Raw genomic sequence first — 26359 nt, 5'->3', positions numbered from 1 at the left:
AGGCGACCGGCAAGGCGGTCAGGCGGCGCTGCCGCCGGGCTTGAGGAACTGCTCCGCGATCTGCACCCAGCAGGTGGCTCCCAGCGGGATCAGATCGTCGTTGAAGTCGTAGCTCGCGTTGTGCAGCGTGCAGGGGCCTTCGCCGTGGTGCACGTCGCGGTGCGAGCCGTCGCCGTTGCCGATGAAGGCGTAGGCGCCGGGCTTGGCCTGCAGCATGAAGGCGAAGTCTTCCGACGTCATGGCGGCTTCCTGCTTCAGCACGTTCTCGGGGCCGACCACGTCGCCCATGACGCGGCGCGCGAAGTCGGCCTCGGCCTCGGTGTTGATGGTGGGCGGGTAGTAGCGCTCGAAGCGGAATTCGCAAGTCGCGTCGTGCGCCGCGCAGATGTGGTCGCTGATCTGCTTCATGCGCTTCTCGATCATGTCGAGCACCTCGATGGAGAAGGTGCGCACCGTGCCCGACAGCTCGCAGTTGTCGGGAATCACGTTGTTGGCTTCGCCGGCGTGGATGGTGGTGACGGAGATCACGGCCGAATCGGTCGGCTTCATCTTGCGCGTGAGGATGGTCTGGAAGGCCTGCACGATCTCGCAGGCGATCGGCACCGGATCGATGCCGGTCTGCGGCAGCGCCGCGTGGCCGCCCTTGCCCACTACGTTGATGAAGAACTTGTTGCCCGAGGCCATCACCGGGCCGGGGCTCACCGCGAACTGGCCGGCCTTCATGCCGGGCCAGTTGTGCATGCCGAAGACGGCATCCATCGGGAATTTCTCGAAGAGCCCTTCCTTGATCATCTCGCGGGCACCGCCGCCGCCTTCTTCAGCGGGCTGGAAGATCAGGTAGACGGTGCCGTCGAAGTTGCGGTGCTTCGCCAGGTGCTGCGCGGCCGCGAGCAGCATGGCCGTGTGGCCGTCGTGGCCGCAGGCGTGCATCTTGCCGTGGTGCTTGCTGGCGTGGGCGAAGGTGTTGAGCTCGGTGACGGGCAGTGCGTCCATGTCGGCGCGCAGGCCGACCGCGCGGTTGCTGGTGCCGTTCTTGACGATGCCCACCACGCCGGTGGTGCCCAGGCCGCGGTGGATGGGAATGCCCCATTCGGTGAGCTTGCCTGCCACCACGTCGGCGGTGCGGACTTCTTCGAAGCAGAGTTCAGGATGGGCGTGAAGGTCACGTCGGATGGCGGCAATGCCTGCCGCCTGCGTGACGAGCGAGTCGATGAGTTTCATGGGGTGTCGTCTCAAAACGCCAGTCTATCCACTCTGGCGTTTCGGGGCACCTCGGGAAACACGCAGCCCCGGCCGGTTGCCGGGGCCTTTTCTCAGTTCCTCAGTGCGCGCCGGTCCAGAAGCCCACGTGCGGCGCCGCGGCTTCCTGCTCGAGCAGCGGCCCCACCACCTCGACGCGCCGCTGCCCGCGCGCGAAGACTTCGCGGCAGGGAAGCGAAAAGGTCGGGTTCTCGGGATGGTCGCCCGTCAGGCCGAGCAGCGCGTGTTCGGAAAGCGCGTACACCACGCGCCCGATGTTGGTCCAGTAGATCGCGCCCGCGCACATGCAGCAGGGCTCGGCGCTGGTGAAGAGCGTGCAGCGCGCGAGTTCTTCTGGGGTGAGCAGCCGCGCGGCCTGCGCGGCGGCCACCAGCTCGGCGTGCTGCGTGGGGTCGCCCTCGGGCGGCATCGAGTTGTTGCCCGCAGTGACGACGACCTCGCCGCGCTCGTTCGCCACCAGCGCGGCGAAGGGATGGCGCCCGCGCGCCTTCGATTCGTCCGAAAGCCGGATGGCCATGCGAAGCAGTTCGAGGTCGCGCGGGGACAGGTCGGGCGAGGAGGTGTCGTCGGTGGTCATGCGCGGACGATAACCCGGGTCGATCAGCGGCCGATGCTCTTGAGGTAGTCGGCGCGCGCGGCCAGCGCCGTGTCGGTGAAGTCGGTGAACACGCCGTCCACGCCGAGCTTGTAGTACACGCCGTATTCGTTCTTGCCGTCCTTGTTGTAGTCGGAGGCCAGGCGGCGCGACTCGTTGCGGAAGGTGAAGGGGTGCACGAACAGGCCCGCCTTGTGCGCGTCGGCGATCAGCGAGGTGGGCGCCATGGAGGTGGCGTCGGCGTCGTTGATCTTGCCGTCCTTGTTGACGTCCACCGGCTTGCCATCGGCACCGATGGTGCCCTTGATGCTCACGATGTAGCGCTTCCAGGGGCCGATGCCGTCGGCGTACTTCTTGATCTCTGCCAGGCCCGCGGGCGTGACCATGGCATCGAAGTTGCGCTTGTCGCCGGCCTTGGTCCAGTCGTAGGGGCGGTCGCTGGGCACGGCGAAGGTCACGGCGCCGGTCTTCAGGTCGACGCTGTCGCCGTCGATGAGCTGGATGAGCTTCGTATTCAGGCCCTTGCTCTTCATGTACTTGAGGCTGCCCGGCTCGAAGGACTGCACGTAGATGGGCGCGGTCTTGCTGTTCCAGCCGGCCGCGTTGATGGCGGCGATGACCTTGTCCTCCATCGGCAGGCCCAGGTCGCGGAAGTAGGTCGGGTTCTTGGTCTCGGGGTAGATGGCGATGGTGCGGCCGGTTTCCTTCGACTTGGCCTTGGCGAAGTCGATGATCTCCTGGAAGGTCGGCACCTTGTACTTGCCGTTGAATTCCTGCGGACGCTCGGCGTCGGTGGAGATGGCGCCCAGGGTCTTGATCTCGGCCAGCGTGAAGTCGTTGCTGAACCAGCCGGTCTGGGTTTCGCCGTCGACCTTGATGGTCTTCTTGCGCGAGGCGAAGCGGGGGTGCCTGGCCACGTCGGTGCTGATGGCGAGATTGGGGTCGTGGCGGGCGATGAGCACGCCGTCCTTGGTGGAGATCAGGTCCATCTCGATCACGTCGGCGCCGAGCTCGATGGCGCGGGCGTAGGCTTCGAGGGTTTCCTCCGGCAGATAGCCCGATGCACCACGATGGGCGATGACCAGCGGCGGGTTGCCGTCCAGCGTGAGCAGCTTGCTGCTGCCGCCGGAAGGTCCGGTGCTGCTGCAGGCGGCCAGTGCGAGGGCTGCGGTGGCGGTCAGGGCGATCTGAAGAGAGGTGCGCATGGTCGAGGTTTCTCCGTCCGGAATGAAGAGGCGCAGGGTACCCGTTTCGCGTGACAGCTTCGACATCCATGCACGCGCGGCGCCGACTTCCGGGAGAATGTGTTGCATGCCCCATACGCTTTCCCCCCAAAGCCTGCTGATGGCCCAGACGCTGGTGCGCATGAACACCATCAGCGCCAACAGCAACCTCGAACTGATCGACTTCGCCCAGAGCCACCTCGCGGCGCTGGGCGTGAAGAGCCGCATCACCTACAACGCCGAACGCACCAAGGCGAACCTCTTCGCCACGCTGGGCGAGGGCAAGCCGGCCGGGGTGATCGTCTCGGGCCACACCGACACGGTGCCCTGGGACGGGCAGGACTGGAGCGTCGATCCGCTCTCGGCCGTGGTGCAAAACGAGCGCCTCTACGGGCGCGGCTCGGCCGACATGAAGAGCTTCATCGCCATTGCGCTGTCGAACGCGAAGCGCTTCCTGGAGAGCGACTCTCCCTTCGCGGTGCACTTCGCCTTCAGCTACGAGGAGGAGATCGGCTGCTTCGGCGTGAAGGAGCTCATCGCCGACATGCGCGACGCCGGCATCAAGCCCCTGGCCTGCATCGTGGGCGAACCCACCAGCATGGTGCCCGCCATCGCGCACAAGGGCGTGTACCGCTACAAGTGCTGCGTGCGCGGCAAGGAGGCGCACTCCTCCCTCACGCCGAAGTCGGTCAACGCCATCGAGATGGCCGCGCGCGTGATCGGCAAGGTGCGCGACATGGCCGAGGGCTTCGAGCGCAGCGAGCCGCGCTACGAGGGCTTCGACGTGCCCTTCAGCACCGCGAGCGTGGGACAGTTCCACGGCGGCATCGCCGACAACGTGGTGCCGCGCGACGCCGAGTTCCGCTATGAATTCCGCGACCTTCCCACCGCCGACGCCGGGAAGATGCAGGCCGAGGTGGTCGCCTACGCGGGCAGCCTCGAACCCGCGATGAAGAAGGTGGCGCCCGACGCGGGCTTCAGCTTCGAGACCATCTGCGAGATCCCGAGCTTCCTGGGCTCCGCCAACGACCCCATCACGCTGCTGGCCCAACGCCTGGCGAGCGAGGAGCGCACCACGCTGGTGGCCTTCGGCACCGAAGCGGGTCTTTTCAAGAACGCCGGCATCCCCACCGTGGTGTGCGGACCCGGCAGCATCGAGCAGGCGCACCAGCCCGACGAGTACGTGAGCCTCGAGCAGCTCGCGCGCTGCGAGCTGTTCATGGAGCGCCTGGCATCCACGCCGAGCATTGGCTGAGAGCGCCGCCAGCATCGACGCGTCGCGGCGCATGAAGCGCGTCGCGCTCGGCCTGCTGTGCGGCGCCGCACTGCTCTATGCGGTGGCGAGCGTGCTGCATGCGCAGCACCCGGCCTGGGGCTACGTGGCGGCCTTCGCCGAGGCGGCGATGGTGGGCGCCATCGCCGACTGGTTCGCGGTGGTGGCGCTGTTCCGCCATCCGCTGGGCCTGCCGATTCCGCACACCGCCATCATCCCGAGCAACAAGGACCGCATCGGCGCCAAGCTCGCGGGATTCGTCTGCGACAACTTCCTGAGCACCGCCCAGGTGCTCGGCAAGCTGCGGCAGTTCGACGCGGCCGGGCGCATCGCCGACTGGCTGGCGCGCCCCGCCAGCGGCGAGAAGCTCGGCGAATGGGGCGTGGCCGCCACGCGCTACGGGCTCTCGGCCTTCGACGACGAGCGCGTGCGCGACTTCATGGGCCGCGCCGCCGCGGCCGGGCTGCAGAAGATCGACCTCTCGCGCCTCACGGGCCAGGCGCTCGACGCGCTCACGGCCGGCGGGCGCCACCAGGCACTGCTCGACGACGTGCTGCAGCAGGTGGCCGGCCTGCTCGAAGGCGAGGAGGTGCAGGCGCACATCACCGAGGCGATCGCGCGCGAGATCAGGACGCTGCGCTACGTGGGCCTCGACCAGGTGGCGGCCAAGCTGGCCACGCGCAAGATCGTCGCTGCCGTGGCGCGCACCATCGGCGAGCTCGCGGCCGAGCCCGAGCATCCGATGCGCAGGCGCTTCGACCACTTCGTCGACGACTTCGTGGTGCGCCTGAAGCTCGACCCCGAGTTCCAGCAACGCGGCGAACAGATCCGCGCGGAGCTGGTTGCGCACCCCGCCCTGGGCGACTACCTGCACGGGCTGTGGGGCGAGATGCTCGCGTGGCTGCACGACGACCTGGGCCGCAACGACTCGAGCATCCGCCGGCGCATCGCGTCGATGGCCGGCGCGCTGGGCACGCGGCTGCAGGGCGACGAGGCCATCCGCCGCTGGATCAACGAGCAGATCGAGGCCGCCGCGCCGCTGGCCATCGAGCGCTACCGCGAGGACATCCGCCGCTACATCGAGGAGCGCGTGGGCGAGTGGAACGCGCAGGAGATGACGGCGGAGCTCGAGCGCCACATCGGGCGCGACCTGCAGTTCATCCGCATCAACGGCACGCTGGTGGGCGGGCTGGTCGGGCTGCTGATCCACACGGCGACGCAGCTGCTGCGCGGCTGAGTTGCGGCTGAACCGCAGCTGAAGGCCGCGGGTAATCCACAGCGGACGAAAGTCCGCATCCTGTCCCCGTGGGGACTCCGCGGCCCCGCCGCGCTCCTAGACTGCTGCGCGCATCAACAAGAGGAGACGCCAACCATGCCACGTCGAAGCAGCCTCGGCGCCATCGCGCTGACCGCCACCCTCGCCCTGCTGGGCGCCTGCAGCAGCCTCTCCCCACCGGCCTCCGCCCCACCCTCGCCCACGCAGTCCGCCCCGACCACGCGGCCCGCCTCGTGGGCTGCGCCCGAGGCGCTGGTCGCGCCCTCGGCCTTCGCCGGGGTGCATGGTCTGGCCGTCGACGCCAAGGGCCGGCTGCTGGCGGGCTCTGTGCTCGGCAACACGATGTGGGAGGTCGACCGCAGCACCGGCGCGGCCAGGGTGTTCATCGACGCGCCCGAAGGCCAGGCCGACGACATCGCCGTGGGCCCGAAGGGCGAGCTGGCCTGGACCAACTACCTCATGGGCATGCTGCGCTACCGCGAGAGCGACGGCGCGCCGATGCGCGTGCTGGCCAAGGACCTTCCCGGCCTCAACTCGCTGGACTTCGACCGCCGCAACGGCAGGCTCTACGCCTCGCAGGTGTTCCTGGGCGACGCGCTGTGGGAGATCGACCGTGAGGGCCAGAAGCCGCCGCGGCTCATCAGGAAGGACATGGGCGGCTTCAACGGCTTCGAAGTGGGGCCCGACGGCATGCTCTACGGGCCGCTGTGGTTCAAGGGCCAGGTGGTGAAGATCGATCCGGCCAACGGCAGCATGACCGTGATCGCCGACGGCTTCAAGATTCCGGCCGCCGCCAACCTCGACGGCAAGGGCAACCTCTGGGTGGTCGACGCGCGCAGCGGCGAGCTGGTGCGGGTGGAGCTGGCCACCGGCCGCAAGACGGTCGCGAAGCAGCTGCGGCCCTCGCTCGACAACCTGGCGATCGCTCCCGACGGGACGATCTATGTCTCGAACATGGCGAACAACGAGGTGCAGGCCTTCAACCCCGCCACCGGCGAGCTGCGCACGCTCACCAGCGGCAAGGTGGCGGCGCCGGCCGGCATGAAGATCGACGGCAACGACCTCTGGGTGGCCGACGTCTTCGGCTTCCGCCAGGTCGACGTGCGCACCGGCGAGGTGCGCGACATCTTCCGCATGCAGCGCGACCCGGAGCTGGACTACCCCTTCGCCGTCGGCCTGTCGCCGAAGCTCTTCGCGCTGAGCTCATGGTTCACCGGCACGGTGCAGCTGGTCGACCGGCAGACGCTGAAGACGGTCGAGACCATCCACGGGCTGAAGGCGCCGTTCGACGCCATTCCCATGCCGGACGGCAGCGTGATCTACGCCGAGATCGCCACCGGCAGCATCACACGCGCGAGCGGGCCGAAGTTCGCGCAGAAGTCAGTGCTCGCCAGCGGCCTGAACGGCCCGGTGCAGATGATCGTCGGCCAGGACGGTGCGCTCTACGTGACCGAGGCGGCCGGCCGGCTGCTGCGCATTCCGCTGGACGCCAGCGCTCCGCTGCGCGCGGTGGCCGAGGGGCTGGCCCTGCCCGAGGGCCTGGCGCAGACGCCCTGGGGCAGCTTCATCGTGGCCGAGAGCGCGGCGCGCCGGCTGGTCGAAATCGCGCCCGACGGCAGCCGCCGTACCGTCGCCGAGAACCTGCCGATCGGCCTCGCGCCCGGGCCCGGGCTGCCTCCGCCCTACGTGGTGACGGGCGTCGCGGTGGGCCGCGACGGCTCGATCTACATGGCGGCCGACCGCAACAATGCGATCTATCGGATTCGCCCCGTAAGGTAGGGTAACAATAAGTGTAAATTTCAGTTTACTTTTACAAACAAACATTACAGACTGCGCGGGACGTCTTGTGGCGTCCCGTCCGCATCCGGCGGCGGGGGGTCCGCGAGGCGCTCTTTTGACCTGAAAGGGACATCGCATGACTCCGCTCGTCGTAGGCCAGATCCTGTCGCCCGAGTACTCCCTGGGCATGGTGGCGCTCTCCTTCCTCATTTCCTTCGCGGGCTCGCTGGTGGCCCTGATCTGCGCCGGGCGGATGGTCGGCGCGGACGGCAAACCCAATCTCGCCGTCGTGACCTGCGCGGCGGTGGCGCTGGGCGGCATCGGCATCTGGTCGATGCACTTCATCGGCATGCTGGCGTACCGGCTGCCGATAGCCATTTCGTACAACATGCCGCTCACGGTGGTGTCGCTGGTGGCGGCCATCCTGATTTCGGGCATCGCGCTGTACATGGCCGGCGGGCGGCGCAAGTTCAGCCGCTCGGGCTGGCTCGGTGGCAGCCTGCTGGCGGGCATCGGCGTGTGCGTGATGCACTACATGGGCATGTTCGCGATGAACATGCGCGCCTCGATGAATTTCGACCTGACGACGGTGGGCCTGTCGGTGCTCATCGCCGTCACCGCCGCCGCGGCGGCCCTGTGGCTGGCCTTCAACCTGCGCAAGTTCACGCACAAGGTCGCGGCCGCCGCAGTGATGGGCGTGGCGGTCTGCACCATGCACTACGTGGGCATGAGCGCGGCCAGCATGGTCTGCACCGCCGCCGCGCCGGTCGACGCGCTGGCCATCGGCGGCAGCTACATGGGCCTCACGGTGTTCGGCACGGCCGGCGCGGTGCTGATCTTCATCTACTGGGTGGTCACCGGCAGCAGCCTCGACGCGCCGGTCGCCGGCCGCCGGGTGCGCGCCAGCTAGTAAGCGCAAGCGGGCGCGGCGCCCGCATCCTAGAGTCCGCGCAGAGCGAAAAAAACGATCTGCACGGACTCTCACATGCCAGTCATCGAATCCCGGCTGCAAACGGCCGGCGACACCTTCCAGGCCAACCGGGCCAGCATGCTGGCGCTGCTCGGCCAGGTGCGCGAGCACGAGGCCCGCGCCGTCGCGGCCTCCGGCGCATCGGCCGAGCGTTTCGCCAGGCGCGGACAGCTGCTGCCGCGCGAGCGCATCGCGCTGCTGCTGGACACCGGCGCGCCCTTCCTGCCGCTGGCCTCGCTGGCCGGGCTCGGGCAGGACAACCCAGACCTCTCGAAGAGCGTGCCCGGCGGCGGCCTGATCTCCGGCATCGGCTACGTTGCGGGCGTGCGCTGCATGGTCAACGCCTCCGACTCCGGCATCGACGCCGGCGCGCTGCAGCCCATGGGCCTGGACAAGCAGCTGCGCGTGCAGGAGATCGCGCTGGAGAACAGGCTGCCCTACGTGCAGCTGGTGGAAAGCGCGGGCGCCAACCTCATGCAGTACCGCGTGCAGGACTTCGTGCGCGGCGGCAACATCTTCCGCAATCTCGCGCGGCTGTCGGCCGCGGGGCTGCCGGTGGTGACAGTGACGCACGGCTCCTCGACCGCGGGCGGCGCCTACCAGACCGGGCTTTCCGACTACATCGTGATGGTGCGCGACCGCACGCGCGCCTTCCTCGCGGGGCCGCCGCTGCTGAAGGCCGCCACCGGCGAGATCGCCACGGAAGAGGAACTGGGCGGCGCCGTGATGCACACCCACATCTCGGGCCTGGGCGACTACCTCGCGGAGGACGACCGCGACGCCATCCGCATCGCCCGCACGATCCTCGGCGGCATCGACTGGGCTCGCGACGAGGCGCCGCGCAGCTTCGCGCTCCCGCGCTACGACGCCGAGGAGCTGCTGGGCATCATGCCCAGCGACGGCCGACGCCCGGTGGACATGCGCGAGGTCATCGCGCGCATCGCCGACGGCTCCGAGTTCCTGGAGTTCAGCGAGCACTACGGCAGCGCCACCGTCTGCGGCCACATCCGGCTCGAAGGGCATGCGGTGGGCATCATCACCAACAACGGCCCCATCGACTCCGACGGCGCCACCAAGGCCACGCACTTCATCCAGGCCTGCTGCCAGTCGCGCACGCCCATCGTCTACCTGCAGAACATCACCGGCTACATGGTGGGCCGCGCGCACGAGGAGGCCGGCATCATCAAGCACGGCGCGAAGATGATCCAGGCGGTGTCGAACGCCACCGTGCCGCAGGTCACGCTGCTGTGCGGCGCCTCGTATGGCGCGGGCAACTACGGCATGTGCGGCCGGGGCTTCGCGCCGCGCTTCTGCTTCAGCTGGCCCAACGCACGCACCGCCGTGATGGGCGGCGAGCAGGCGGCGAAGACCATGGCCATCGTGATGGAGGCCGGCATGGCACGAAAGGGCGCGGTCGACCAGGCGAAGATCGACGCGATGCAGCAGCAGGTCATCGAGCGCTTCGACCGGCAGATGAGCGTGTTCACCACCAGCGCGCTGCTGCTGGACGACGGCGTGATCGACCCGCGTGACACGCGCGCCGTGCTGGCCGAGGTTCTCTCGGTGTGCCGCGACGCCGATGCCCGCGCGCCCCAGCCCATGCAGTTCGGGGTGGCACGGCCATGAGCAAAAGCAACACCACCACCGGATTCCGCAAGATCCTCGTCGCCAACCGCGGCGAGATCGCCGTGCGCGTGATGCGCACCGCCCGTGCCATGGGCTTTCGCACCGTGGCCGTGTACTCCAGCGCCGACGCCGGTTCGGAGCACGTGCGCTTCGCCGACGAGGCGGTGCACATCGGCGAGCCGCTGCCCACGCAGAGCTACCTGAACATCGCCGCGATCGTCGAGGCCGCGCGCACCAGCGGCGCCGACGCGGTGCACCCCGGCTACGGCTTCCTCGCCGAGAACGCGGCCTTCGCGCAGGCCTGCCGCGATGCCGGCCTGGTCTTCATCGGCCCCTCGCCCGAAGCCATTCGCGCGATGGGCGACAAGGCCGGCGCCAAGCGGCTGATGCAGGCGGCGGGCGTGCCCTGCATTCCGGGCTACCAGGGCGAGGACCAGAGCGAGAAGACGCTGGCCGCCGAAGCCGCGCGCATCGGCTGGCCGGTGATGATCAAGGCCACCGCCGGCGGCGGCGGGCGCGGCATGCGGCTCGTCACCTCGGCCGCGAATTTCGCCGAGCAGCTGCGCAGCGCGCAGTCGGAAGCGCTCAATGCATTCGGCGACGCCACCGTGATCCTGGAGCGCGCAATCGTCGCGCCGCGCCATGTCGAGGTGCAGGTGTTCGCGGACCGGCACGGCAACGCCATCCACCTCGGCGAACGCGACTGCTCGGTGCAGCGCAGGCACCAGAAGGTGGTGGAGGAAGCGCCCTCGCCCGCCGTCTCGCAAGCGCTGCGCGAACGCATGGGCGCTACCGCCGTCGCCGCGGCGAAGGCCATCGCCTACGAAGGCGCGGGCACGCTCGAATTCCTGCTCGATGCCGAGGGCCGCTACTGGTTCATGGAAATGAACACGCGCCTGCAGGTCGAGCACCCGGTGACGGAAGCGGTGACGGGCCTCGACCTGGTCGAGCTGCAGTTGCGCGTCGCGGCCGGAGAGCCGCTGCCGATCGCGCAGCAGGACGTGCGCTTCTCCGGCCACGCGATCGAGGTGCGCCTGTGCGCCGAAGATCCGCAGCAGGGCTTCATGCCGCAGAGCGGCACGCTGGCCGCATGGCGCCCCAGCGCCGCGCTGCGCACCGAGCACGCCCTGCGCGACGGCGCCGAGGTACCGCCCTTCTACGACTCGATGATCGCCAAGCTGGTCGCCCACGGCGGCACGCGGGAGGACGCGAGGCAGCGGCTCCTGGCCGGCCTGCAGGACACCATCGCACTCGGCATACCGACCAACCAGCAGCTGCTGGAGCGCACGCTGTCGCATGCGGTGTTCGCAAGCGGCGAGGCGACGACCGCCTTCGTGGCCGACCACATCGACGCGCTGCTCGCCGCCGACGAAGCAAGTCAGACCCGCGCCGCGCTGCTCGCCGCACTGCTGCTGCAGCTCGACGAACGCGGCTGGCCTTCGCCGCTGGCGCACACGCTGCCCAACGCCCTGCGCTTCGAGCTCGACGGCACGGTGCACGCCGCCCGGGTGACGCCGCGCGGCGCCGGCCGCTTCGACATCGCGCTGGACGGCCAGGCGCCGGTGCAGCTCTCGCTGCTCGACATGCCCGGCGACGGCAGCCTGCGCTTCTCGTGCAGCGGGCTTTCGGCAAAAGCCTTCGTCACGCGGCATGACGGCCGCGTGTTCTTCCACTTCGATGGAAAGGCTCACCGCCTCGACGACCTCACTCACGTGCCGGCCACCCGAGCCGGCGCCGATGGCGGCGACGGCCTGCTGCGCGCCTCCATGAACGGCCGCGTGATCGCGCTGCTGGTGGCCGAGGGCGAGGCCGTCGCCGCGGGCCAGCCGCTGGTCACGCTGGAGGCGATGAAGATGGAGCACGTGCACTGCGCGCCGCGCGCGGGCAAGGTCGCCCTGCATGTCGCGGTGGGCGCGCAGGTGGCGGCGCGGCATGTGGTCGCGCAGGTCGCCGATGCGTGACGGGAACCAGCCCACGTCTTTGCGAAAACCATTCACATGAACGCTCCCTCCTCCCACTACCGCTCCGTCTTCGCCCCCGGCCTGTTCGACGGGCAGGTCATCGTCGTCACAGGCGGCGGCTCCGGCATCGGCCGCTGCACCGCGCACGAGCTCGCCGCGCTGGGCGCGCAGGTGGTGCTGGTCGGCCGCAAGCCCGAGAAGCTCGACGCGGTGCGCGCCGAGATCGAGGCCGCCGGCGGCAAGGCCTCTACGCAGGCCTTCGACATCCGCAACGAGGACGCGGTGCGCTCGGCCATCGCCGCCGTCGTCGCCGCGCACGGCCGCATCGACGGGCTGGTCAACAACGCGGGCGGCCAGTACATCACGCCGCTGCATGCGATCTCGGCCAAGGGCTGGGAGGCGGTGATCCACACCAACCTCACGGGCGGCTTCCTGGTCGCGCGCGAGTGCTACCTGCAGAGCATGCAGGCCAACGGCGGCGCCATCGTCAACATCGTGGCCGACATCTGGGGCTCCATGCCCAACATGGGACACAGTGGCGCGGCGCGCGCGGGCATGGTGAGCTTCACCGAGACGGCCGCGCTCGAATGGGCCGCGAGCGGCGTGCGCGTGAACGCGGTGGCGCCGGGCTACATCGCCTCCAGCGGCATGGACCACTACCCGCCCGAGGCCGGCGACATGCTGCGCGCCATGCGCAAGACCGTGCCTGCGGGCCGCTTTGGCAACGAGGCCGAGACCTCCGCCGCCATCGTCTTCCTGCTTTGTCCCGCCGCGAGCTTCGTCAGCGGCAGCGTGCTGCGCGTGGACGGCGCGCGCCCGCAGGTGCGCATGGGCTGGCCGATGGCTATTCCTGATGCGCAGGCGCAGCAGCGTGCGGCGGTGAAGCCATTCGACGGCTTCCACCTGGCCCAGGCGCCGCGCGTGTTCCAGGACGAGTAGAGAACGACCGACCGGAGACCATTTCATGCAGTACAGCCACGAACACCTCGAGATCCAGAAGACCCTGCGCCGCTTCATCGACGACGAGATCAACCCGCACGTGGACGAGTGGGAAGAGGCCGAGATCTTCCCCGCGCACGAGGTCTTCAAGAAGCTCGGCAACCTCGGCATGCTGGGCCTGAACAAGCCAGAGGCCTTTGGCGGCGCGGGCCTGGACTATTCGTACGCGATGGCCATGGCCGAGGCGCTGGGCCACATCTCCTGCGGCGGCGTGCCGATGGCCATCGGCGTGCAGACCGACATGTGCACGCCCGCGCTCGCGCGCTTCGGCAGCGACGAGCTGCGCCGCGAGTTCCTGGCGCCGGCCATCGCGGGCGACATGGTCGGCTGCATCGGCGTGAGCGAGCCCGGCGCGGGCAGCGACGTGGCCGGCCTGAAGAGCCATGCGCGCAAGGACGGCGGCGACTACCTCATCAGCGGCCAGAAGATGTGGATCACCAACAGCCTTCAGGCCGACTGGATGTGCATGCTGGTCAACACCGGCGACGGGCCCGTGCACCGAAACAAGTCGCTCGTGATGGTGCCGATGGACAGCCCCGGCATCGAGAAGGCGAAGAAGCTGCGCAAGATCGGCATGAATTCGAGCGACACCGGCCTCATCTACTTCGACAACGTGCGCGTGCCGCAGCGCTACCGCATCGGCGAGGAGGGCCAGGGCTTCGTCTACCAGATGCAGCAGTTCCAGGAAGAGCGCCTGTGGGCTGCCGCGAGCTCGCTGGAGCCCATGGAAGACTGCATCGCCCAGACCATCGAGTGGGCGCAGCAGCGCCAGATGTTCGGCTCCACGCTGGCCGACCAGCAGTGGGTGCAGTTCAAGCTCGCCGAGCTCAAGACCGAGGTGGAGGCGCTGCGCGCGCTCACCTACCGCGCCTGCGACCTGCACGTGAAGGGCGAGGACGTGCTCGAGCTCGCCTCGATGGCCAAGCTCAAGACCGGCCGCCTCACACGCCAGGTGGCCGACACCTGCCTGCAGTTCTGGGGCGGCATGGGATTCACGCTGGAGAACCGCGTCTCGCGCCTGTACCGCGACGGCCGGCTGGGCTCCATCGGCGGCGGCGCCGACGAGGTGATGCTGGGCATCCTCGCCAAGACCATGGGCATCGCCAAGCGCCCGCCGCGCGGCTAGCAGGAAGCCGGTCGCATGGACGCCGAGCTGCAAGCCGACCGCGCCGCGCTCGCCGACACGGTGCGGCGCTTCGCCGAAAGCGAGATCGCGCCGAACGTGCGGGCCTGGGACGACGCGGGCGAGTTTCCGCGCGCACTCTATGCACGCGCCGCCGAACTGGGCCTGCTGGGCCTGGGCTATCCCGAAGAACTCGGCGGCACGCCGGCCTCGTATTCGCTCAAGCTGCCGGCATGGGTCGCGCTCGCGCGCCATGGCAAGAGCGGCGGCGTGCTCGCCAGCCTGTTCTCGCACAACATCGGCCTGCCGCCCGTGGTGCTGCATGCCAGCGACGCGGTGCGCCGCGAGGTCGTGCCGCTGGTGCTGCGCGGCGAGAAGATCGCGGCGCTCGCCATCACCGAGCCCGGCGGCGGCTCCGACGTGGCGGCGCTGCGCACCACGGCAAGGCGCGACGGAGATCACTACGTGGTCAACGGCGAGAAGACCTTCATCACCTCGGGCATGCGCGCCGACTGGATCACCGTGGCCGTGCGCACCGGCGAAGGCCGCGGTGCGGGCGGCATCTCGATGCTGCTGGTGCCGGGCGACGCGGTCGGCCTCACGCGCACGCGGCTGTCGAAAATGGGCTGGCTGTGCTCCGACACCGCCACCCTGCACTTCGACAACGTGCGCGTGCCCGCGCGCTACCTGCTCGGCAATGAAGGCGAAGGTTTCCGCATGATCATGGGCAACTTCAACGGCGAGCGCATCGGCCTCGCCGCGGGCGCGCTGGGCTTCTCGCAGGCCTGCCTCGACGAGGCGCTGGCCTGGGCGCGCGAGCGAAAGGCCTTCGGCGCTCCGCTCATCGGGCACCAGGCGGTGCGCCACAAGCTCGTCGACATGCAGATGCGCATCGCCTCCACCGAGGCGTGGATCGAAGCGGTGTCGGCGCAAGGCGATGCGCTGGAAGCCGCAGGCCGCCACAACGCCCCCGAATGGGTGGCGCAGATATGCATGCTGAAGAACCACGCGACGCAGGCCATGCAGTTCTGCGCCGACCAGGCGGTGCAGATCCTCGGCGGCATGGGCTTCATGCGCGGCACCGTGAGCGAGCGCATCTACCGCGAAGTGAAGGTGATGATGATCGGCGGCGGGGCCGAGGAAGTCATGAAGGAGCTGGCGGCGAAGCAGCTGGGCTGGCTGTAGAGGCAACAGAAGGAAGAAGCGGGGAAAGCGGAAAACTGTTCTTCACAGGCGCGGCTCGCCGGGCGCGATGCCGTGCTTACCATCGGTCGCGCCAAGCCAGGCAGCAGGAGCCCGTGTGACCCTCATTCCCCATCTTTCTTTCGGCGAGCCCGCCACGGGCACGCGAGCGCCATGCTGAAGCACATCGTGATGTGGGACCTGCGCGCAGACACGCCCGAAGAAAAGGCGCGGGCCACGCAGCTGCTCAAGCGCAAGTTCGAATCGCTGCGCGGGCAGATACCCGGCCTGCTGCACATCGAGGTCGGCGTCGATTCGAGCCGCGTGGGCTACGCCTGCGACGTGGTGCTCTACAGCGAGTTCGACAGCCAGGCTTCGCTCGACGGCTATGCCACGCATCCGGCGCACCTGCGCGTGCGTGAAGAGCTGGGCGATCTGCGGATCGCGCGGCATCAGGTGGATTACGCGGTGGGCTGATCGGCCGCGGTCAGTCGTTCGCCTCGGGGGCGTCTCCCCGCGCGGCAGCAAGCGCAGCAGCCGCCCGCAGCTTGTCCTTTTTGCTCGGCCTCTTCCCCTTGATCCCCCCCGTGCCCGAGGCGTCCACCACCGGCGGCGCGGTTTCCGTCGGCTCGAAGCCCTCGACGCGCTCGCGCGGCAGCCGCAGGCCGTTGCGTTTCTCGATCAGTCGGAAATGGGCCTCGGTGGCCGCGCTCACGAAGCTGATCGCCAGGCCGCGCTCTCCCGCGCGCCCGGTCCTGCCGATGCGGTGGATGTAGTCGGTCGGCGAGCGCGGCAGGTCGTAGTTGACGACCACGGGCAGCTGCGCGATGTCGATGCCGCGCGCGGCGAGGTCGGTGGCGATCACCACGTCCCACCGGCTCTGCTTGAACTGCGAGAGGATGTTGCTGCGGGTGCCCTGCGCGATGTCGCCATGGAAGGGCACGGCGTAGATGCCGTTGCGGTAGAGCTTCTCGGCCACGGTCTGCGCCGCGTGCTGGGTGGCGACGAAGACCAGCACGCGGTCCCACTCGTTCTCGTGCTGCTCGAGCAGGTGGCGCAGCAGCTGGGTGCGACGGCTCGCGTCGACCTCGATCACGCGCTGCACGATGTCGGGCGCGGTGCCCGGCTCGCCCTGCACGTCGACGATGGCGGGGTCGCGCAGCATGCCGTCGGCCAGCGCCTGGATGGCCGGCGGGAAGGTGGCGGAGAAGAACAGGTTCTGGCGCCGCTTCGGCAGCAGTTCGAGGATGCGTCCGAGTTCCTCGGCGAAACCCAGGTCGAAAAGGCGATCGGCCTCGTCGAGCACGAGCATGGCGACCGCGTCCAGCCTGAGCGCGTTGTGCTCCGCCAGGTCCAGCAGCCGCCCGGGGGTGGCGACGACGATGTCGGCGCCGCCGCGCAGGCTCATCATCTGCGGGTTGATCGACACGCCGCCGAAGGCGGTGACTATCTTCAGGCGCTCGGGCAGGTGCTGCGCCAGGTCGTGCATGGTGTCGCCGACCTGGCCCGCGAGTTCGCGCGTGGGCACCAGCACGAGCGCGCGAACGCGGCGCGGGCCCTCACGCTGCTCGGTCAGGCGCTGCAGCAGGGGCAGGGAGAATGCGGCGGTCTTGCCGGAGCCGGTCTGTGCCGAGCCCCGCAGGTCGCGGCCTTGCAGAATGGCGGGAATGGCCGCGGCCTGGATGGGCGTCGGCGTGGAAAAGCCGCTTCGGGCGGCGGCCTGCACGAGCGCGGGGGCCAGGCCCAGTGAGTCGAATGGCATGTGTATGAGCGCGGCGGGCGAAGAGAGAGAAAGATCGAAAGCAGAAAGAGGCGTATCGGATGTCGACGATGAAACAGCAGCGCACCGGCCAGTCCGGCGGCAGCACCCTGGTGTATTCCACCGACGGGGGCGGACGCATGTGTCCCGGCTGCGGCGAGCCCGTGGCCCGTTGCCGCTGCAAGGAACTGGAAAAGGCGCGCGGCACGCCGGCCACCGACGGCATTGTGCGCGTGTCGCACGAGACAAAGGGCCACAAAGGCAAGGGCGTGACGGTAGTGAAGGGCATGGCGCTCGACGCGGCGGCCCTGCTGGCGCTGAGCAAGCAGCTCAAGACGGCCTGCGGCACGGGCGGCACGGTGAAGGACGGCACCATCGAGATACAGGGCGACCACCGCGAAACGGTGATCGCAGCGCTGGTGAAGCTGGGCCATACGGTCAAGCGCGCGGGAGGCTGAGCGCTCCATGAACCCCGAAGACCTGCAACGGCTGGTAACGCTCGAAATGCCCTTCGGCAAGCACAAGGGCACGCTGATTGCGGACCTGCCCGGCAACTACCTGGGTTGGTTCGCACGCGAGGGTTTTCCCTCGGGAGAAATCGGCCGGCTGCTCGCCCTGATGCATGAAATAGACCACAACGGGCTTTCCGGGCTGCTGAAACCGTTGCGAAACCGCCCTCCGGAACGGGGAGTTTCCCGATAAGGCGCGATTTCGCCACATCTTTTTCGAAATCGGGCTGGATAATGCCCGCTACGTGTCAGTGAGTCGCATTGCGGCTCCCGTGCACGTAATTTGGTGATCGGTCAGTTTCGCGCCACAGCGCAGTTCTTGTTTGTTGTGATTCTGGGACTCCATCGCTTTTTTGTTTTTTTGTTGGTTTGAATCAGGAGTCCCTCAATGGGCAAGAAACTTTACGTGGGCAACCTCGCCTACTCGATCCGCGACAACGATCTCGAACAAGCCTTCGGCGAATTCGGCTCGATCGTCAGTGCCAAGGTCATGATGGAACGTGACACCGGCCGTTCGAAGGGCTTCGGCTTCGTCGAAATGGGCACGGATGCCGAAGCGCTCGCAGCCATCGAAGCCATGAACGGCCAACCCCTGCAGGGCCGCGCCCTGACGGTGAACGAAGCCCGTCCGATGGAAGCCCGTCCCCCCCGTAGCGGTGGCGGCGGCTACGGCGGTGGTGGTGGCGGCTACGGCGGCGGCGGCCGCAGCGGTGGCGGTGGCTACGGCGGCGACCGCGGTGGCTACGGTGGCGACCGCAGCGGTGGCGGCGGCTACGGTGGCGGCGGTGGCGGCTACGGCGGCGGCGGCCGCGGCGGCTACTGAGTCGAACCCCCTCCAGGGCCCTCGGGCCTCTGAATGAAAAAGCTCCTCCGGGAGCTTTTTTCGTTTCCGGGACACCCCGGCCCCGGGGAGAACCCTTGCCATGCGGTACGCATTTGTTCGTACCGCACCGGTCAGCCAACGGTCAGGCGCGCAGATCGACCCTCGTTTCCCCAATACAAGAGGAGCGAGACATGCGGATAAAGAGCCAGGCGGACTTCTTTTCGGGAGTCATGTTCACCACCGTGGGAGGCGCCTTCGCCATCGGCGCAACCACCTACACCATCGGCGACGGCGCGCGCATGGGGCCGGGCTACTTCCCGCTCATGCTGGGCATCCTGCTGGCGGTGCTGGGCGCGATCATCATGTTCCAGGCGATGGTGGTCGAGACCACCGACGGCGACCCGATCGGCAAGTGGGCCTGGAAGCCGCTGGCCTTCGTGCTCGGCGCCAACCTCGCCTTCGGCGTGCTGCTGGGCGGCCTGCCCAGCATCGGGCTGCCGGCCATGGGCATGATCATCGCGATCTACGCGCTCACCATCATCTCCAGCATGGCGGGCGAGCACTTCAGGCTGCGCGACGTGCTGATCCTCGCGACCATCCTGGCGGCCGGCAGCTACGTGGCGTTCATCTGGGCGCTGAAGCTGCAGATCCAGGTCTGGCCCACCTTCATCGCAGGTTGAGGAGCACACCGCCATGGAACTCTTCAACAACCTCGCGACCGGCTTCGGCGTCGCGTTCACTTTCACCAACCTGCTGTACTGCCTGATCGGCTGCATCCTGGGCACGCTGATCGGCGTGCTCCCGGGCATCGGCCCCGTCGCGACCATCGCGATGCTGCTGCCGGCCACCTATGCGCTGCCGCCCGTGTCGGCGCTGATCATGCTGGCCGGCATCTACTACGGCGCCCAGTACGGGGGCTCCACCACCGCCATCCTGGTGAACCTGCCGGGAGAGTCCTCGTCGGTGGTCACCTGCATCGACGGCTACCAGATGGCAAGGCAGGGCCGCGCGGGCCCGGCACTCGCCGCCGCCGGCCTGGGCTCGTTCTTCGCGGGCTGCGTGGGCACGCTGATCCTGGCCGCCTTCGCGCCGCCTCTGACCGAACTGGCCTTCAAGTTCGGCCCTGCCGAGTACTTCTCGCTGATGGTGCTGGGCCTGATCGGCGCGGTGGTGCTGGCTTCGGGCTCGCTGCTGAAGGCGGTGGCGATGATCGTGCTGGGCCTGCTGCTGGGCATCGTGGGCACCGACGTCAACTCGGGCGTGGCGCGCTACAGCTTCGACATTCCGGAGCTCACCGACGGCATCGGCTTCGTGGTCATCGCCATGGGCGTGTTCGGCTACGGCGAGATCATCGGCAACCTCTCGCAGCCCGACGACGAGCGCGAGGTGTTCACGCACAAGGTCAAGGGCCTGTGGCCCACCAAGGACGACTTCAAGCGCATGCTGCCCGCGGTGCTGCGCGGCACGGCCCTCGGCTCGGCCCTGGGCATCCTGCCGGGCGGTGGCGCGCTGCTGGCCTCCTTCGCCTCCTACGCGCTGGAGAAAAAGATCCGCATGCGCCCCGGCGAAGTGGCCTTCGGCAAGGGCAACATCCGCGGCGTGGCATCGCCGGAGTCGGCCAACAACGCCGGCGCGCAGACCTCCTTCATCCCGCTGCTGACGCTTGGCATTCCGCCCAACGCGGTGATGGCGCTGATGGTGGGCGCGATGACCATCCACAACATCCAGCCGGGACCGCAGGTGATGACCAGCAACCCGGAGCTCTTCTGGGGCCTGATCGCCTCCATGTGGATCGGCAACGCGATGCTGATCATCCTGAACCTGCCGCTGATCGGCATGTGGATCAAGCTGCTGACGGTGCCCTACAAGTTCCTGTTCCCGGCCATCGTGCTGTTCTGCGCGATCGGCGTGTACTCGACCAACAACAACACCTTCGACGTGTGGATGGTGGCGGCCTTCGGCTTCATCGGCTACCTCTTCATCAAGCTGCGCACCGAGCCCGCGCCGCTGCTGCTGGGCTTCATCCTGGGGCCGATGATGGAAGAGAACCTGCGCCGGGCGCTGCTGCTGTCGCGCGGGGCGTGGAGCGTATTCGTCACGCGGCCGCTGTCGGCGGGGCTCCTGATCGCTGCTGTCCTGCTGCTGGGCATCGTGCTTCTCCCGGCCATCAAGGCCAAGCGCGAAGAGGCGTTTGTAGAGGATTGAGCCTCAGCGCACGAGCAAAGGCAGCAGCAACAGCTGCCACGCGAGCCCCAGCAGGGCCGAGGCGAGCACCACCGGGATCACACCGGCCTTGAAGCGGAACAGCGCCACGGCGGCGATCAGCCCGATCGCCGCCGATGCCGCGTCGAAGCCTCCCCCGGCTCCCTTCGGCCACAGCACGTGCCAGGCGAAGAACACCGCCAGGTTGACGATCACGCCCACCACCGCTGCCGTGATGGCCGTGAGCGGCGCGGTGAGCTTCAGGTTGCCGTGCGTCGACTCGATGAAGGGACCGCCCAGCAGGATGAAGAGGAACGACGGCAGGAAGGTGAAGAAGCTCACCACCGTCGCCGCCACCGCGCCCGCAGTGAAAAGCGAACCGGTGCCGAACAGCGCCTGGTTCCAGCCGCCGACGAAGCCCACGAAGGACACCACCATGATCAGCGGCCCCGGCGTGGTCTCGCCCAGCGCGAGGCCGTCGATCATCTGCGTGGCGCCGAGCCAGCCGTAGTGGTCGACGGCGCCCTGGAACACGTAGGGCAGCACCGCATAGGCGCCGCCGAAGGTCAGCAGCGCGGCCTTGGTGAAGAACCAGCCCATCTGCGTGAGCGTGCCGTGCCAGCCGTACAGCGCCGTGAGCGCGCCCATGGCGCCCAGCCACAGCGCGAGGAACACGCCCAGCACGCGCCAGAAGCGGCCCCAGCCGAAGCGCGCGTGCGCGGGCGTGGGGGTGTCGTCGTCGATGAGCGCCGGGCCGGCGGAAGCCACCGCCGCGCCATGCCCGCCGCCGGGCGCGAAGCGCTCCGGCGCCACCCGGCTGCCGAAATAGCCGATGGCTGCGGCCGCCAGCACGATCAGCGGAAAGGGCACGCTCAGCGCGAAGATCGCCGCGAAGGCCGCCGCCGCGATCGCCCACAGCCATGCGTTCTTCAGCACCCGCGAGCCGATGCGCCAGGCCGCGAACAGCACGATGGCCGTCACGGCAGGCTTCACGCCGTACAGCAGCCCCGCCACCGCCGGCACCTGCCCGTAGGCCATGTAGACCCACGACAGCGCGATCAGGATGAAGAGCGAGGGCAGCACGAACAGCGCCCCCGCCGCGATGCCGCCCCAGGTGCGATGCATGAGCCAGCCGATGTAGGTGGCGAGCTGCTGGGCCTCGGGGCCGGGCAGCAGCATGCAGTAGTTGAGGGCGTGGAGGAATCGCTTCTCCGAGATCCAGCGCCTGCGCTCCACCAGCTCCTGGTGCATCAGCGCGATCTGCCCGGCCGGCCCGCCGAAGCTGATGAAGCCCAGCTTGAGCCAGTAGCCGAAGGCCTGCCAGAAGCTGACGGGAACGGGCCGCTCGACGGGATCTTGGGGAGAGGACATCGGGCGACTTTCGTGTTGCGCTATTTCAGGAATGCGTCGTAGGCGGTCTTCAGTATCAGCGCGCTCACCACCACGATGAACACCACCCGCACGAAGCCCGCGCCGTGCTTCAGTGCAACCCGCGTGCCCAGCACGCTGCCGGCCACGTTGGCCACAGCCATCACCAGCCCGTAGTGCCACCAGACGTGGCCCTTGGCCGCCAGCAAAATCAGCGCGGCGGCGTTGGTCAGCGTGTTGATGATCTTGGCCGAAGCCGAGGCGTTGAGGAAGTCGTAGCCCATCCAGCGCACGAAGAGGAACACCAGGAAGCTGCCCGCACCCGGCCCGAAGAAGCCGTCGTACAGCCCGATCGACAGGCCGATGGTGCAGGCCGCCAGCGTCTCCGCCCTGCCCGAGAAGCGCGGCGCGTGCATGCGGCCCATGTCCTTGCGCGCCAGCGTGTACAGCAGCACGCCCAGCAGGATGAGCGGCAGCGCCTTGCGCAGGAAGTCGCCCGGAAACATGGTGACGCCCCAGGCGCCCAGCATCGAGCCGGCAAAGCCGAGCAGCGCGGCCGGCCACAGCGCGCCCCAGCGCATCTGCACCCGCTGGCTGAACTGGGCCGCGGCGGCGGCCGTGCCCCAGATGGACGCGCTCTTGTTGGTGCCCAGCAGGGTCGCGGGCGGTGCGCCCGGGAACACGGCGAACAGCGCAGGCACCAGGATCAGGCCGCCTCCGCCCACGATCGAATCGACAAAACCCGCGAGCGCAGAGGCGCCCGTGACCACCAGCATTTCCATAGGGCCCGGATTGTCTCACCCCGGTGCTATCGAAAAAGTAGCTGGAATGGCCGATGCCCAAGCCCCGCACAAATAAAAAAGGCGCCGACCAGCGGCGCCTTTCAAGCTTGGACAGGCATCTCGTACGGAGCCTTTGAAGAATTTTTATTGTTGCTTGGGGGTTTGTCTCCTCGGACCCTCGGCACACGAGCAGGGCCCGTTCGCGAGTGCGCAGACTTTAGGGGCACGCACCGCCTCAGTGCATAGGGAATTACCCGCTTTGCCTTACGCGGGAAGCCCGATTTGCAAACCAAAGTGTTTCTGATAGTTAACGACGTGGCACGACTTGTGCACGGGGCGCCTGAGTCCACCACATGAAGAAGAAAGCGACCATGGCCCTGGCACCGCAAGCCTCCATCAACGCGGCAGACACCGCATGGATGATGACCTCGACCGCGCTGGTGCTGCTGATGACGCTGCCCGGCATCGCTCTCTTCTACGCGGGCATGGTGCGCCGCAAGAACGTGCTGGCCACCATGGCCGCGGTGGTGGCGATCGCCTCGACGGTCTCGCTGACCTGGTTCGCGGTGGGCTATTCGCTGGCTTTCACCGAGGGCTGGCCCTGGCTCGGCGGCTCCGGGCGCTTCTGGTTCTCGGGCTTCGACTACCTGAAGGAGGCCGGCCAGCTCGCGGTGAGCCACGTGGCGCCCAACGTGCCCGAGTCGGTCTACGCGATGTTCCAGCTGACCTTCGCGATCATCACCACGGCGCTGGTGCTCGGCGCCTTCGTCGAGCGCATGCGCTTCTCGGCGATCCTTTGGTTCGCGCTGCTGTGGAGCGTGCTGGTCTACGCACCCGTCGCGCACTGGGTGTGGGAGCCGGGCGGCTGGCTCGCGCAGATGGGCGCGCTCGACTTCGCGGGCGGCTCGGTGGTGCACGTCAACGCCGGCATCGCCGGGCTCGTGTGCGCCTACGCCCTCGGCTCGCGCAAGGGCTACGGCCGCGAGGCCTTCGAGCCCTACAACCTGGCTTTCACCATGACCGGCGCCGGCCTGCTGTGGGTGGGCTGGTTCGGCTTCAATGCCGGCTCGGCGGTGGCGGCCGACGGGCGCGCGGGGCTGGCGATGCTGGTCACGCACATCGCGGCGGCTGCCGGCGCCATGAGCTGGATGCTCGGCGAATGGATCGTGCGGCGCAGCCCCTCGCTGCTGGGCCTGTGCTCGGGCCTCGTGGCCGGGCTGGTGGCCATCACGCCGGCGGCCGGCTTCGTCACGCCGCCGGCCGCGCTGGCCATCGGCGCCATCGCGGGGCTGGCCTGCTATTGGGGCGCCACCGGCCTGAAGCACCTGCTGGGGGCGGACGACTCGCTCGACGTGTTCGGCGTGCACGGCATCGGCGGCATCGTGGGTGCGCTGCTGACGGGCGTGTTCGCCGACGCACGCATCTCGGGCGCCACCGGCGACGTGCTGACGCAGGCGATCGCGGTCGGCAGCGTGGCCATCTTCAGTGCGACGGGCACGGCCGTGGTGCTGTTCCTGGTGCACGTCATCGTCGGCCTGCGCGTCGATGCCGACAGCGAGCAGCTGGGCCTCGATCTTGCACAGCACAGGGAACATCTCGGGAGCAGTTGACCCACCGCCGGAGGAAACAAGCCATGTCCCCATCCATGTCAGAAAGCGAACGCATCGCCCTCGCCGCCCGCCTCCACGTGGCGCTGCGGCGAAAGCACGGCCGCGTGACCGACACCGAATGGATGGCGACCAATGCCGAGTACGCCGCCGAGATCGTGCGCATGACGCGCGCGCACGCCGCCGACACCAAGGACGAGGAGCTCTACCTGCTCGCCACCCGCCTGGAGCAGGCGATGGAACCGCTGGCACGCGCCGCGCGCCTGGCGGCGCGCCAGCCCGACGGCCAGCCGCCCACGCCCCCACCGCGGTACGTAGGCGGCCTGCGCTGAGGCTTGCTCAGCCCTCCAGCGCAGCCTTGCGAATCGACTGCAGCGTGCTGCCCGGCGTGATGGCCTCCGGGTCCAGCAGGCAGTGCAGGATCGCCGGCTTGCCGCTGGCGCGCGCACGGGCCAGCGCGGGGCCGAACTCTTCGGTGCTCTCGACGCGCTCGCCGTGCCCGCCGAACACCTCCGCGTAACCACGGAAGTCCGGGTTCTTCAGCTGCGTGGCGCTGATGCGGCCGGGGTAGTGCTTTTCCTGGTGCATGCGGATGGTGCCGTACATGGCGTTGTCCAGCAGCACCACGATGATCGGCAGGCCGTACTGCACGGCGGTGGCGAATTCCTGGCCGTGCATCATGAAGTCGCCGTCGCCCGCGAACACCACCACCTCGCGCTGCGGCCACAGGCGCTTGGCGCCGACGCCGGCCGGCAGGCCGTAGCCCATGGAGCCGCTGGTGGGAGCGAGCTGGCTCGCGTACGCGCGGAACGGCCAGAAGCGGTGCACCCAGGTGGCGAAGTTGCCCGCGCCGTTGCAGAAGATGGTGTCGGCCGGCAGCACCTCGCGCAGGTGCTGCATGACCTCGCCCATCTGCAGCGCGCCCGGAATGCGGATCGGCGACGGGTCGCTCCAGCGCAGGAAGTCTTGGCGAGCGGTCTTCGTTTCCGCCGCCCAGGCCGGAACCTGCGCGGGGCGCAGCGTGGAAACGGCTTCGGCGAATGCCTGCGGCGTGGCATGGATGCCCAGCGCCGGGCGATACAGCTTGCCCAGCTCGTCGGCGTCGGCATGCACGTGCACCAGCGCCTGCTTCGGCTGCGGGATGGACAGCAGCTCATAGCCCTGCGACGGCACCTCCGACAGGCGCCCGCCGGCCAGCAGGATGAGATCGGCGTTGCGAATGCGCTCCAGCATCTTCGGATTGACGCCCAGCCCGAGGTCGCCCGCGTAGCAGGGATGCTCGGCCGACATCAGCATCTGGCGGCGGAACGAGCAGTACACGGGCAGCGAGAAGGCCGCGGCGAAATCCGCGAACTGGCGCGACGCCTTCTCCGACCAGCGGCTGCCGCCCAAGACGACCACCGGCCGCTGCGCCTGCGACAGCCGCTGCTGCAGCTCGGCGAGCTGCGCCGCGCCGGGGTGGGTTTCGGTAACGGCGTACGGCTTCGCGTCGGCCACCGTCGCGGCCTCGGTCAGCATGTCTTCCGGCAGCGCGATCACCACCGGGCCGGGTCGGCCCGAGGTGGCGACATGGAAGGCGCGCGAGACCAGCTCGGGCACGCGCGCCGGGTCGTCGATCTGCACCACCCACTTGGCCATGGTGCCGAACACCGCGCCGTAGTCCAGCTCCTGGAAGGCCTCGCGCCCCAGCGCTTCGCGCGCGACCTGGCCGACGAAGAGCAGCAGCGGCGTCGAATCCTGGTGCGCGATGTGCACCCCGGCCGACGCATTGGTGGCGCCCGGCCCGCGCGTGACGAAGCACACGCCCGGCCTGCCGGTGAGCTTGCCCTGGGCCTCGGCCATCATCGTCGCGCCGCCTTCCTGGCGGCACACGGTCACGTCGATGGAGGCGTCGTGCAGCGCGTCGAGCACGGCGAGAAAGCTCTCGCCGGGCACGCAGAAGAGCTGCTCGACGCCGTGGGTGACGAGTTGGTCGACCAGGATCTGGCCGCCGGTGCGGGGTGTGGTCATGGGGTTTCCGATGAAATGAAAAAGGCCGATGG

Annotated in this window: 24 protein-coding genes; 17 read left to right on the top strand and 7 right to left on the bottom strand. The window is 68.8% G+C overall.

Features of this window, described 5'->3' with window-relative positions; genetic code table 11:
• Nucleotides 1-18: 18 nt before the first annotated feature.
• The 3 genes from ABL838_RS02175 to ABL838_RS02165 form a co-directional block, all read right to left on the bottom strand.
• On the bottom strand, nucleotides 19-1221 hold the full coding sequence (locus tag ABL838_RS02175; protein ID WP_418123912.1) for a M20 aminoacylase family protein: 1203 nt from the start codon (nucleotides 1219-1221) through the stop codon (nucleotides 19-21).
• 100 nt (nucleotides 1222-1321) lie between these two features.
• Complete coding sequence (locus ABL838_RS02170; RefSeq protein ID WP_418123911.1) at nucleotides 1322-1837, bottom strand: nucleoside deaminase; 516 nt, start codon at nucleotides 1835-1837, stop codon at nucleotides 1322-1324.
• A 23-nt stretch (nucleotides 1838-1860) separates the two neighbouring features.
• Nucleotides 1861-3060: a glycerophosphodiester phosphodiesterase gene (locus ABL838_RS02165; RefSeq protein ID WP_418125825.1), complete on the bottom strand. Its 1200-nt coding sequence runs from the start codon at nucleotides 3058-3060 to the stop codon at nucleotides 1861-1863.
• Between the two features lie 106 nt (nucleotides 3061-3166).
• Here ABL838_RS02165 and argE point away from each other — a divergent pair, with 106 nt between their 5' ends.
• From argE to ABL838_RS02115, 10 genes are all read left to right on the top strand, one after another.
• Nucleotides 3167-4333: an acetylornithine deacetylase gene (gene argE / locus ABL838_RS02160; protein ID WP_369659945.1), complete on the top strand. Its 1167-nt coding sequence runs from the start codon at nucleotides 3167-3169 to the stop codon at nucleotides 4331-4333.
• Nucleotides 4326-5588 carry a DUF445 domain-containing protein gene (locus tag ABL838_RS02155; protein WP_418123910.1) on the top strand — a complete coding sequence of 421 codons (1263 nt, stop codon included), beginning with the start codon at nucleotides 4326-4328 and terminating at the stop codon, nucleotides 5586-5588. The genes argE and ABL838_RS02155 overlap by 8 nt, the downstream gene beginning before the upstream one ends.
• A gap of 135 nt (nucleotides 5589-5723) precedes the next feature.
• On the top strand, nucleotides 5724-7406 hold the full coding sequence (locus ABL838_RS02150; protein WP_418123909.1) for a hypothetical protein: 1683 nt from the start codon (nucleotides 5724-5726) through the stop codon (nucleotides 7404-7406).
• 136 nt (nucleotides 7407-7542) lie between these two features.
• Complete coding sequence (locus ABL838_RS02145; RefSeq protein WP_126022345.1) at nucleotides 7543-8316, top strand: MHYT domain-containing protein; 774 nt, start codon at nucleotides 7543-7545, stop codon at nucleotides 8314-8316.
• A 75-nt stretch (nucleotides 8317-8391) separates the two neighbouring features.
• Nucleotides 8392-10002: an acyl-CoA carboxylase subunit beta gene (locus tag ABL838_RS02140; RefSeq protein ID WP_418123908.1), complete on the top strand. Its 1611-nt coding sequence runs from the start codon at nucleotides 8392-8394 to the stop codon at nucleotides 10000-10002.
• Complete coding sequence (locus tag ABL838_RS02135; protein WP_418123907.1) at nucleotides 9999-11963, top strand: acetyl/propionyl/methylcrotonyl-CoA carboxylase subunit alpha; 1965 nt, start codon at nucleotides 9999-10001, stop codon at nucleotides 11961-11963. Before ABL838_RS02140 ends, ABL838_RS02135 begins: the two co-directional genes overlap by 4 nt.
• 36 nt (nucleotides 11964-11999) lie before the next feature.
• A complete protein-coding gene (locus ABL838_RS02130) occupies nucleotides 12000-12902 on the top strand; it encodes an SDR family oxidoreductase (RefSeq protein WP_418123906.1) in 903 nt (300 codons plus the stop codon).
• A gap of 25 nt (nucleotides 12903-12927) precedes the next feature.
• On the top strand, nucleotides 12928-14088 hold the full coding sequence (locus ABL838_RS02125) for an acyl-CoA dehydrogenase family protein (RefSeq protein ID WP_418118809.1): 1161 nt from the start codon (nucleotides 12928-12930) through the stop codon (nucleotides 14086-14088).
• 15 nt (nucleotides 14089-14103) lie between these two features.
• Entirely contained in the window at nucleotides 14104-15270 is a 1167-nt protein-coding gene (locus ABL838_RS02120; protein WP_418123905.1) for an acyl-CoA dehydrogenase family protein, read from the top strand.
• 171 nt (nucleotides 15271-15441) lie between these two features.
• Nucleotides 15442-15744, top strand: a complete 303-nt coding sequence (locus ABL838_RS02115) for a Dabb family protein (RefSeq protein WP_184640258.1) — start codon at nucleotides 15442-15444, stop codon at nucleotides 15742-15744.
• A gap of 10 nt (nucleotides 15745-15754) precedes the next feature.
• On the opposite strand, the gene ABL838_RS02110 is transcribed toward ABL838_RS02115, so the two are convergent.
• On the bottom strand, nucleotides 15755-17029 hold the full coding sequence (locus ABL838_RS02110; protein ID WP_418123904.1) for a DEAD/DEAH box helicase: 1275 nt from the start codon (nucleotides 17027-17029) through the stop codon (nucleotides 15755-15757).
• A 59-nt stretch (nucleotides 17030-17088) separates the two neighbouring features.
• Here ABL838_RS02110 and ABL838_RS02105 point away from each other — a divergent pair, with 59 nt between their 5' ends.
• The 5 genes from ABL838_RS02105 (at nucleotide 17089) to ABL838_RS02085 (ending at nucleotide 20563) form a co-directional block, all read left to right on the top strand.
• Nucleotides 17089-17484: a translation initiation factor Sui1 gene (locus ABL838_RS02105; RefSeq protein WP_418123902.1), complete on the top strand. Its 396-nt coding sequence runs from the start codon at nucleotides 17089-17091 to the stop codon at nucleotides 17482-17484.
• A gap of 7 nt (nucleotides 17485-17491) precedes the next feature.
• Nucleotides 17492-17728: a DUF3820 family protein gene (locus ABL838_RS02100; RefSeq protein WP_418123900.1), complete on the top strand. Its 237-nt coding sequence runs from the start codon at nucleotides 17492-17494 to the stop codon at nucleotides 17726-17728.
• A gap of 195 nt (nucleotides 17729-17923) precedes the next feature.
• Nucleotides 17924-18358, top strand: coding sequence for an RNA recognition motif domain-containing protein (locus tag ABL838_RS02095; RefSeq protein ID WP_369659956.1), 435 nt, complete (start codon nucleotides 17924-17926; stop codon nucleotides 18356-18358).
• A gap of 191 nt (nucleotides 18359-18549) precedes the next feature.
• Entirely contained in the window at nucleotides 18550-19038 is a 489-nt protein-coding gene (locus ABL838_RS02090) for a tripartite tricarboxylate transporter TctB family protein (protein WP_126022356.1), read from the top strand.
• Between the two features lie 13 nt (nucleotides 19039-19051).
• Entirely contained in the window at nucleotides 19052-20563 is a 1512-nt protein-coding gene (locus ABL838_RS02085; RefSeq protein ID WP_126022357.1) for a tripartite tricarboxylate transporter permease, read from the top strand.
• A 3-nt stretch (nucleotides 20564-20566) separates the two neighbouring features.
• Here the strand turns inward: ABL838_RS02085 and chrA are convergent, their stop codons facing one another.
• Nucleotides 20567-21931, bottom strand: a complete 1365-nt coding sequence (chrA, locus tag ABL838_RS02080; protein ID WP_418123899.1) for a chromate efflux transporter — start codon at nucleotides 21929-21931, stop codon at nucleotides 20567-20569.
• A gap of 20 nt (nucleotides 21932-21951) precedes the next feature.
• Nucleotides 21952-22710, bottom strand: a complete 759-nt coding sequence (locus tag ABL838_RS02075) for a sulfite exporter TauE/SafE family protein (protein ID WP_093206951.1) — start codon at nucleotides 22708-22710, stop codon at nucleotides 21952-21954.
• Between the two features lie 353 nt (nucleotides 22711-23063).
• Between ABL838_RS02075 and ABL838_RS02070 the strand changes: the two genes are divergently transcribed.
• Nucleotides 23064-24320 carry an ammonium transporter gene (locus ABL838_RS02070; RefSeq protein WP_369659958.1) on the top strand — a complete coding sequence of 419 codons (1257 nt, stop codon included), beginning with the start codon at nucleotides 23064-23066 and terminating at the stop codon, nucleotides 24318-24320.
• Nucleotides 24321-24343: 23 nt separating this feature from the next.
• Nucleotides 24344-24649, top strand: coding sequence for a hypothetical protein (locus tag ABL838_RS02065; RefSeq protein ID WP_019655447.1), 306 nt, complete (start codon nucleotides 24344-24346; stop codon nucleotides 24647-24649).
• A 7-nt stretch (nucleotides 24650-24656) separates the two neighbouring features.
• Here ABL838_RS02065 and ABL838_RS02060 read toward each other — a convergent pair whose 3' ends face one another.
• Complete coding sequence (locus ABL838_RS02060; protein WP_418123897.1) at nucleotides 24657-26327, bottom strand: thiamine pyrophosphate-binding protein; 1671 nt, start codon at nucleotides 26325-26327, stop codon at nucleotides 24657-24659.
• Between the last annotated feature and the right edge of the window lie 32 nt (nucleotides 26328-26359).

The sequence above is a fragment of the Variovorax sp. 160MFSha2.1 genome (assembly GCF_048305075.1).
Classification (GTDB): Bacteria; Pseudomonadota; Gammaproteobacteria; order Burkholderiales; family Burkholderiaceae_C; genus Variovorax; species Variovorax guangxiensis.
This window is presented reverse-complemented; position numbering and strand designations above follow the sequence as displayed.

What these genes read in the sequence shown, in the direction of transcription:
- ABL838_RS02115 (WP_184640258.1), top strand. Translation starts at nt 15,442, where the DNA reads ATGCTGAAGCACATCGTGATGTGGGACCTGCGCGCAGACACGCCCGAA.
- ABL838_RS02140 (WP_418123908.1), top strand. Translation starts at nt 8,392, where the DNA reads ATGCCAGTCATCGAATCCCGGCTGCAAACGGCCGGCGACACCTTCCAG.
- ABL838_RS02065 (WP_019655447.1), top strand. Translation starts at nt 24,344, where the DNA reads ATGTCCCCATCCATGTCAGAAAGCGAACGCATCGCCCTCGCCGCCCGC.
- ABL838_RS02075 (WP_093206951.1), bottom strand. Translation starts at nt 22,710, where the DNA reads ATGGAAATGCTGGTGGTCACGGGCGCCTCTGCGCTCGCGGGTTTTGTC.
- chrA (WP_418123899.1), bottom strand. Translation starts at nt 21,931, where the DNA reads ATGTCCTCTCCCCAAGATCCCGTCGAGCGGCCCGTTCCCGTCAGCTTC.
- ABL838_RS02170 (WP_418123911.1), bottom strand. Translation starts at nt 1,837, where the DNA reads ATGACCACCGACGACACCTCCTCGCCCGACCTGTCCCCGCGCGACCTC.
- ABL838_RS02150 (WP_418123909.1), top strand. Translation starts at nt 5,724, where the DNA reads ATGCCACGTCGAAGCAGCCTCGGCGCCATCGCGCTGACCGCCACCCTC.
- ABL838_RS02110 (WP_418123904.1), bottom strand. Translation starts at nt 17,029, where the DNA reads ATGCCATTCGACTCACTGGGCCTGGCCCCCGCGCTCGTGCAGGCCGCC.
- ABL838_RS02120 (WP_418123905.1), top strand. Translation starts at nt 14,104, where the DNA reads ATGGACGCCGAGCTGCAAGCCGACCGCGCCGCGCTCGCCGACACGGTG.
- ABL838_RS02165 (WP_418125825.1), bottom strand. Translation starts at nt 3,060, where the DNA reads ATGCGCACCTCTCTTCAGATCGCCCTGACCGCCACCGCAGCCCTCGCA.
- ABL838_RS02100 (WP_418123900.1), top strand. Translation starts at nt 17,492, where the DNA reads ATGAACCCCGAAGACCTGCAACGGCTGGTAACGCTCGAAATGCCCTTC.
- ABL838_RS02095 (WP_369659956.1), top strand. Translation starts at nt 17,924, where the DNA reads ATGGGCAAGAAACTTTACGTGGGCAACCTCGCCTACTCGATCCGCGAC.
- ABL838_RS02070 (WP_369659958.1), top strand. Translation starts at nt 23,064, where the DNA reads ATGAAGAAGAAAGCGACCATGGCCCTGGCACCGCAAGCCTCCATCAAC.
- ABL838_RS02145 (WP_126022345.1), top strand. Translation starts at nt 7,543, where the DNA reads ATGACTCCGCTCGTCGTAGGCCAGATCCTGTCGCCCGAGTACTCCCTG.
- ABL838_RS02135 (WP_418123907.1), top strand. Translation starts at nt 9,999, where the DNA reads ATGAGCAAAAGCAACACCACCACCGGATTCCGCAAGATCCTCGTCGCC.
- ABL838_RS02130 (WP_418123906.1), top strand. Translation starts at nt 12,000, where the DNA reads ATGAACGCTCCCTCCTCCCACTACCGCTCCGTCTTCGCCCCCGGCCTG.
- argE (WP_369659945.1), top strand. Translation starts at nt 3,167, where the DNA reads ATGCCCCATACGCTTTCCCCCCAAAGCCTGCTGATGGCCCAGACGCTG.
- ABL838_RS02060 (WP_418123897.1), bottom strand. Translation starts at nt 26,327, where the DNA reads ATGACCACACCCCGCACCGGCGGCCAGATCCTGGTCGACCAACTCGTC.
- ABL838_RS02085 (WP_126022357.1), top strand. Translation starts at nt 19,052, where the DNA reads ATGGAACTCTTCAACAACCTCGCGACCGGCTTCGGCGTCGCGTTCACT.
- ABL838_RS02090 (WP_126022356.1), top strand. Translation starts at nt 18,550, where the DNA reads ATGCGGATAAAGAGCCAGGCGGACTTCTTTTCGGGAGTCATGTTCACC.
- ABL838_RS02105 (WP_418123902.1), top strand. Translation starts at nt 17,089, where the DNA reads ATGTCGACGATGAAACAGCAGCGCACCGGCCAGTCCGGCGGCAGCACC.
- ABL838_RS02125 (WP_418118809.1), top strand. Translation starts at nt 12,928, where the DNA reads ATGCAGTACAGCCACGAACACCTCGAGATCCAGAAGACCCTGCGCCGC.
- ABL838_RS02175 (WP_418123912.1), bottom strand. Translation starts at nt 1,221, where the DNA reads ATGAAACTCATCGACTCGCTCGTCACGCAGGCGGCAGGCATTGCCGCC.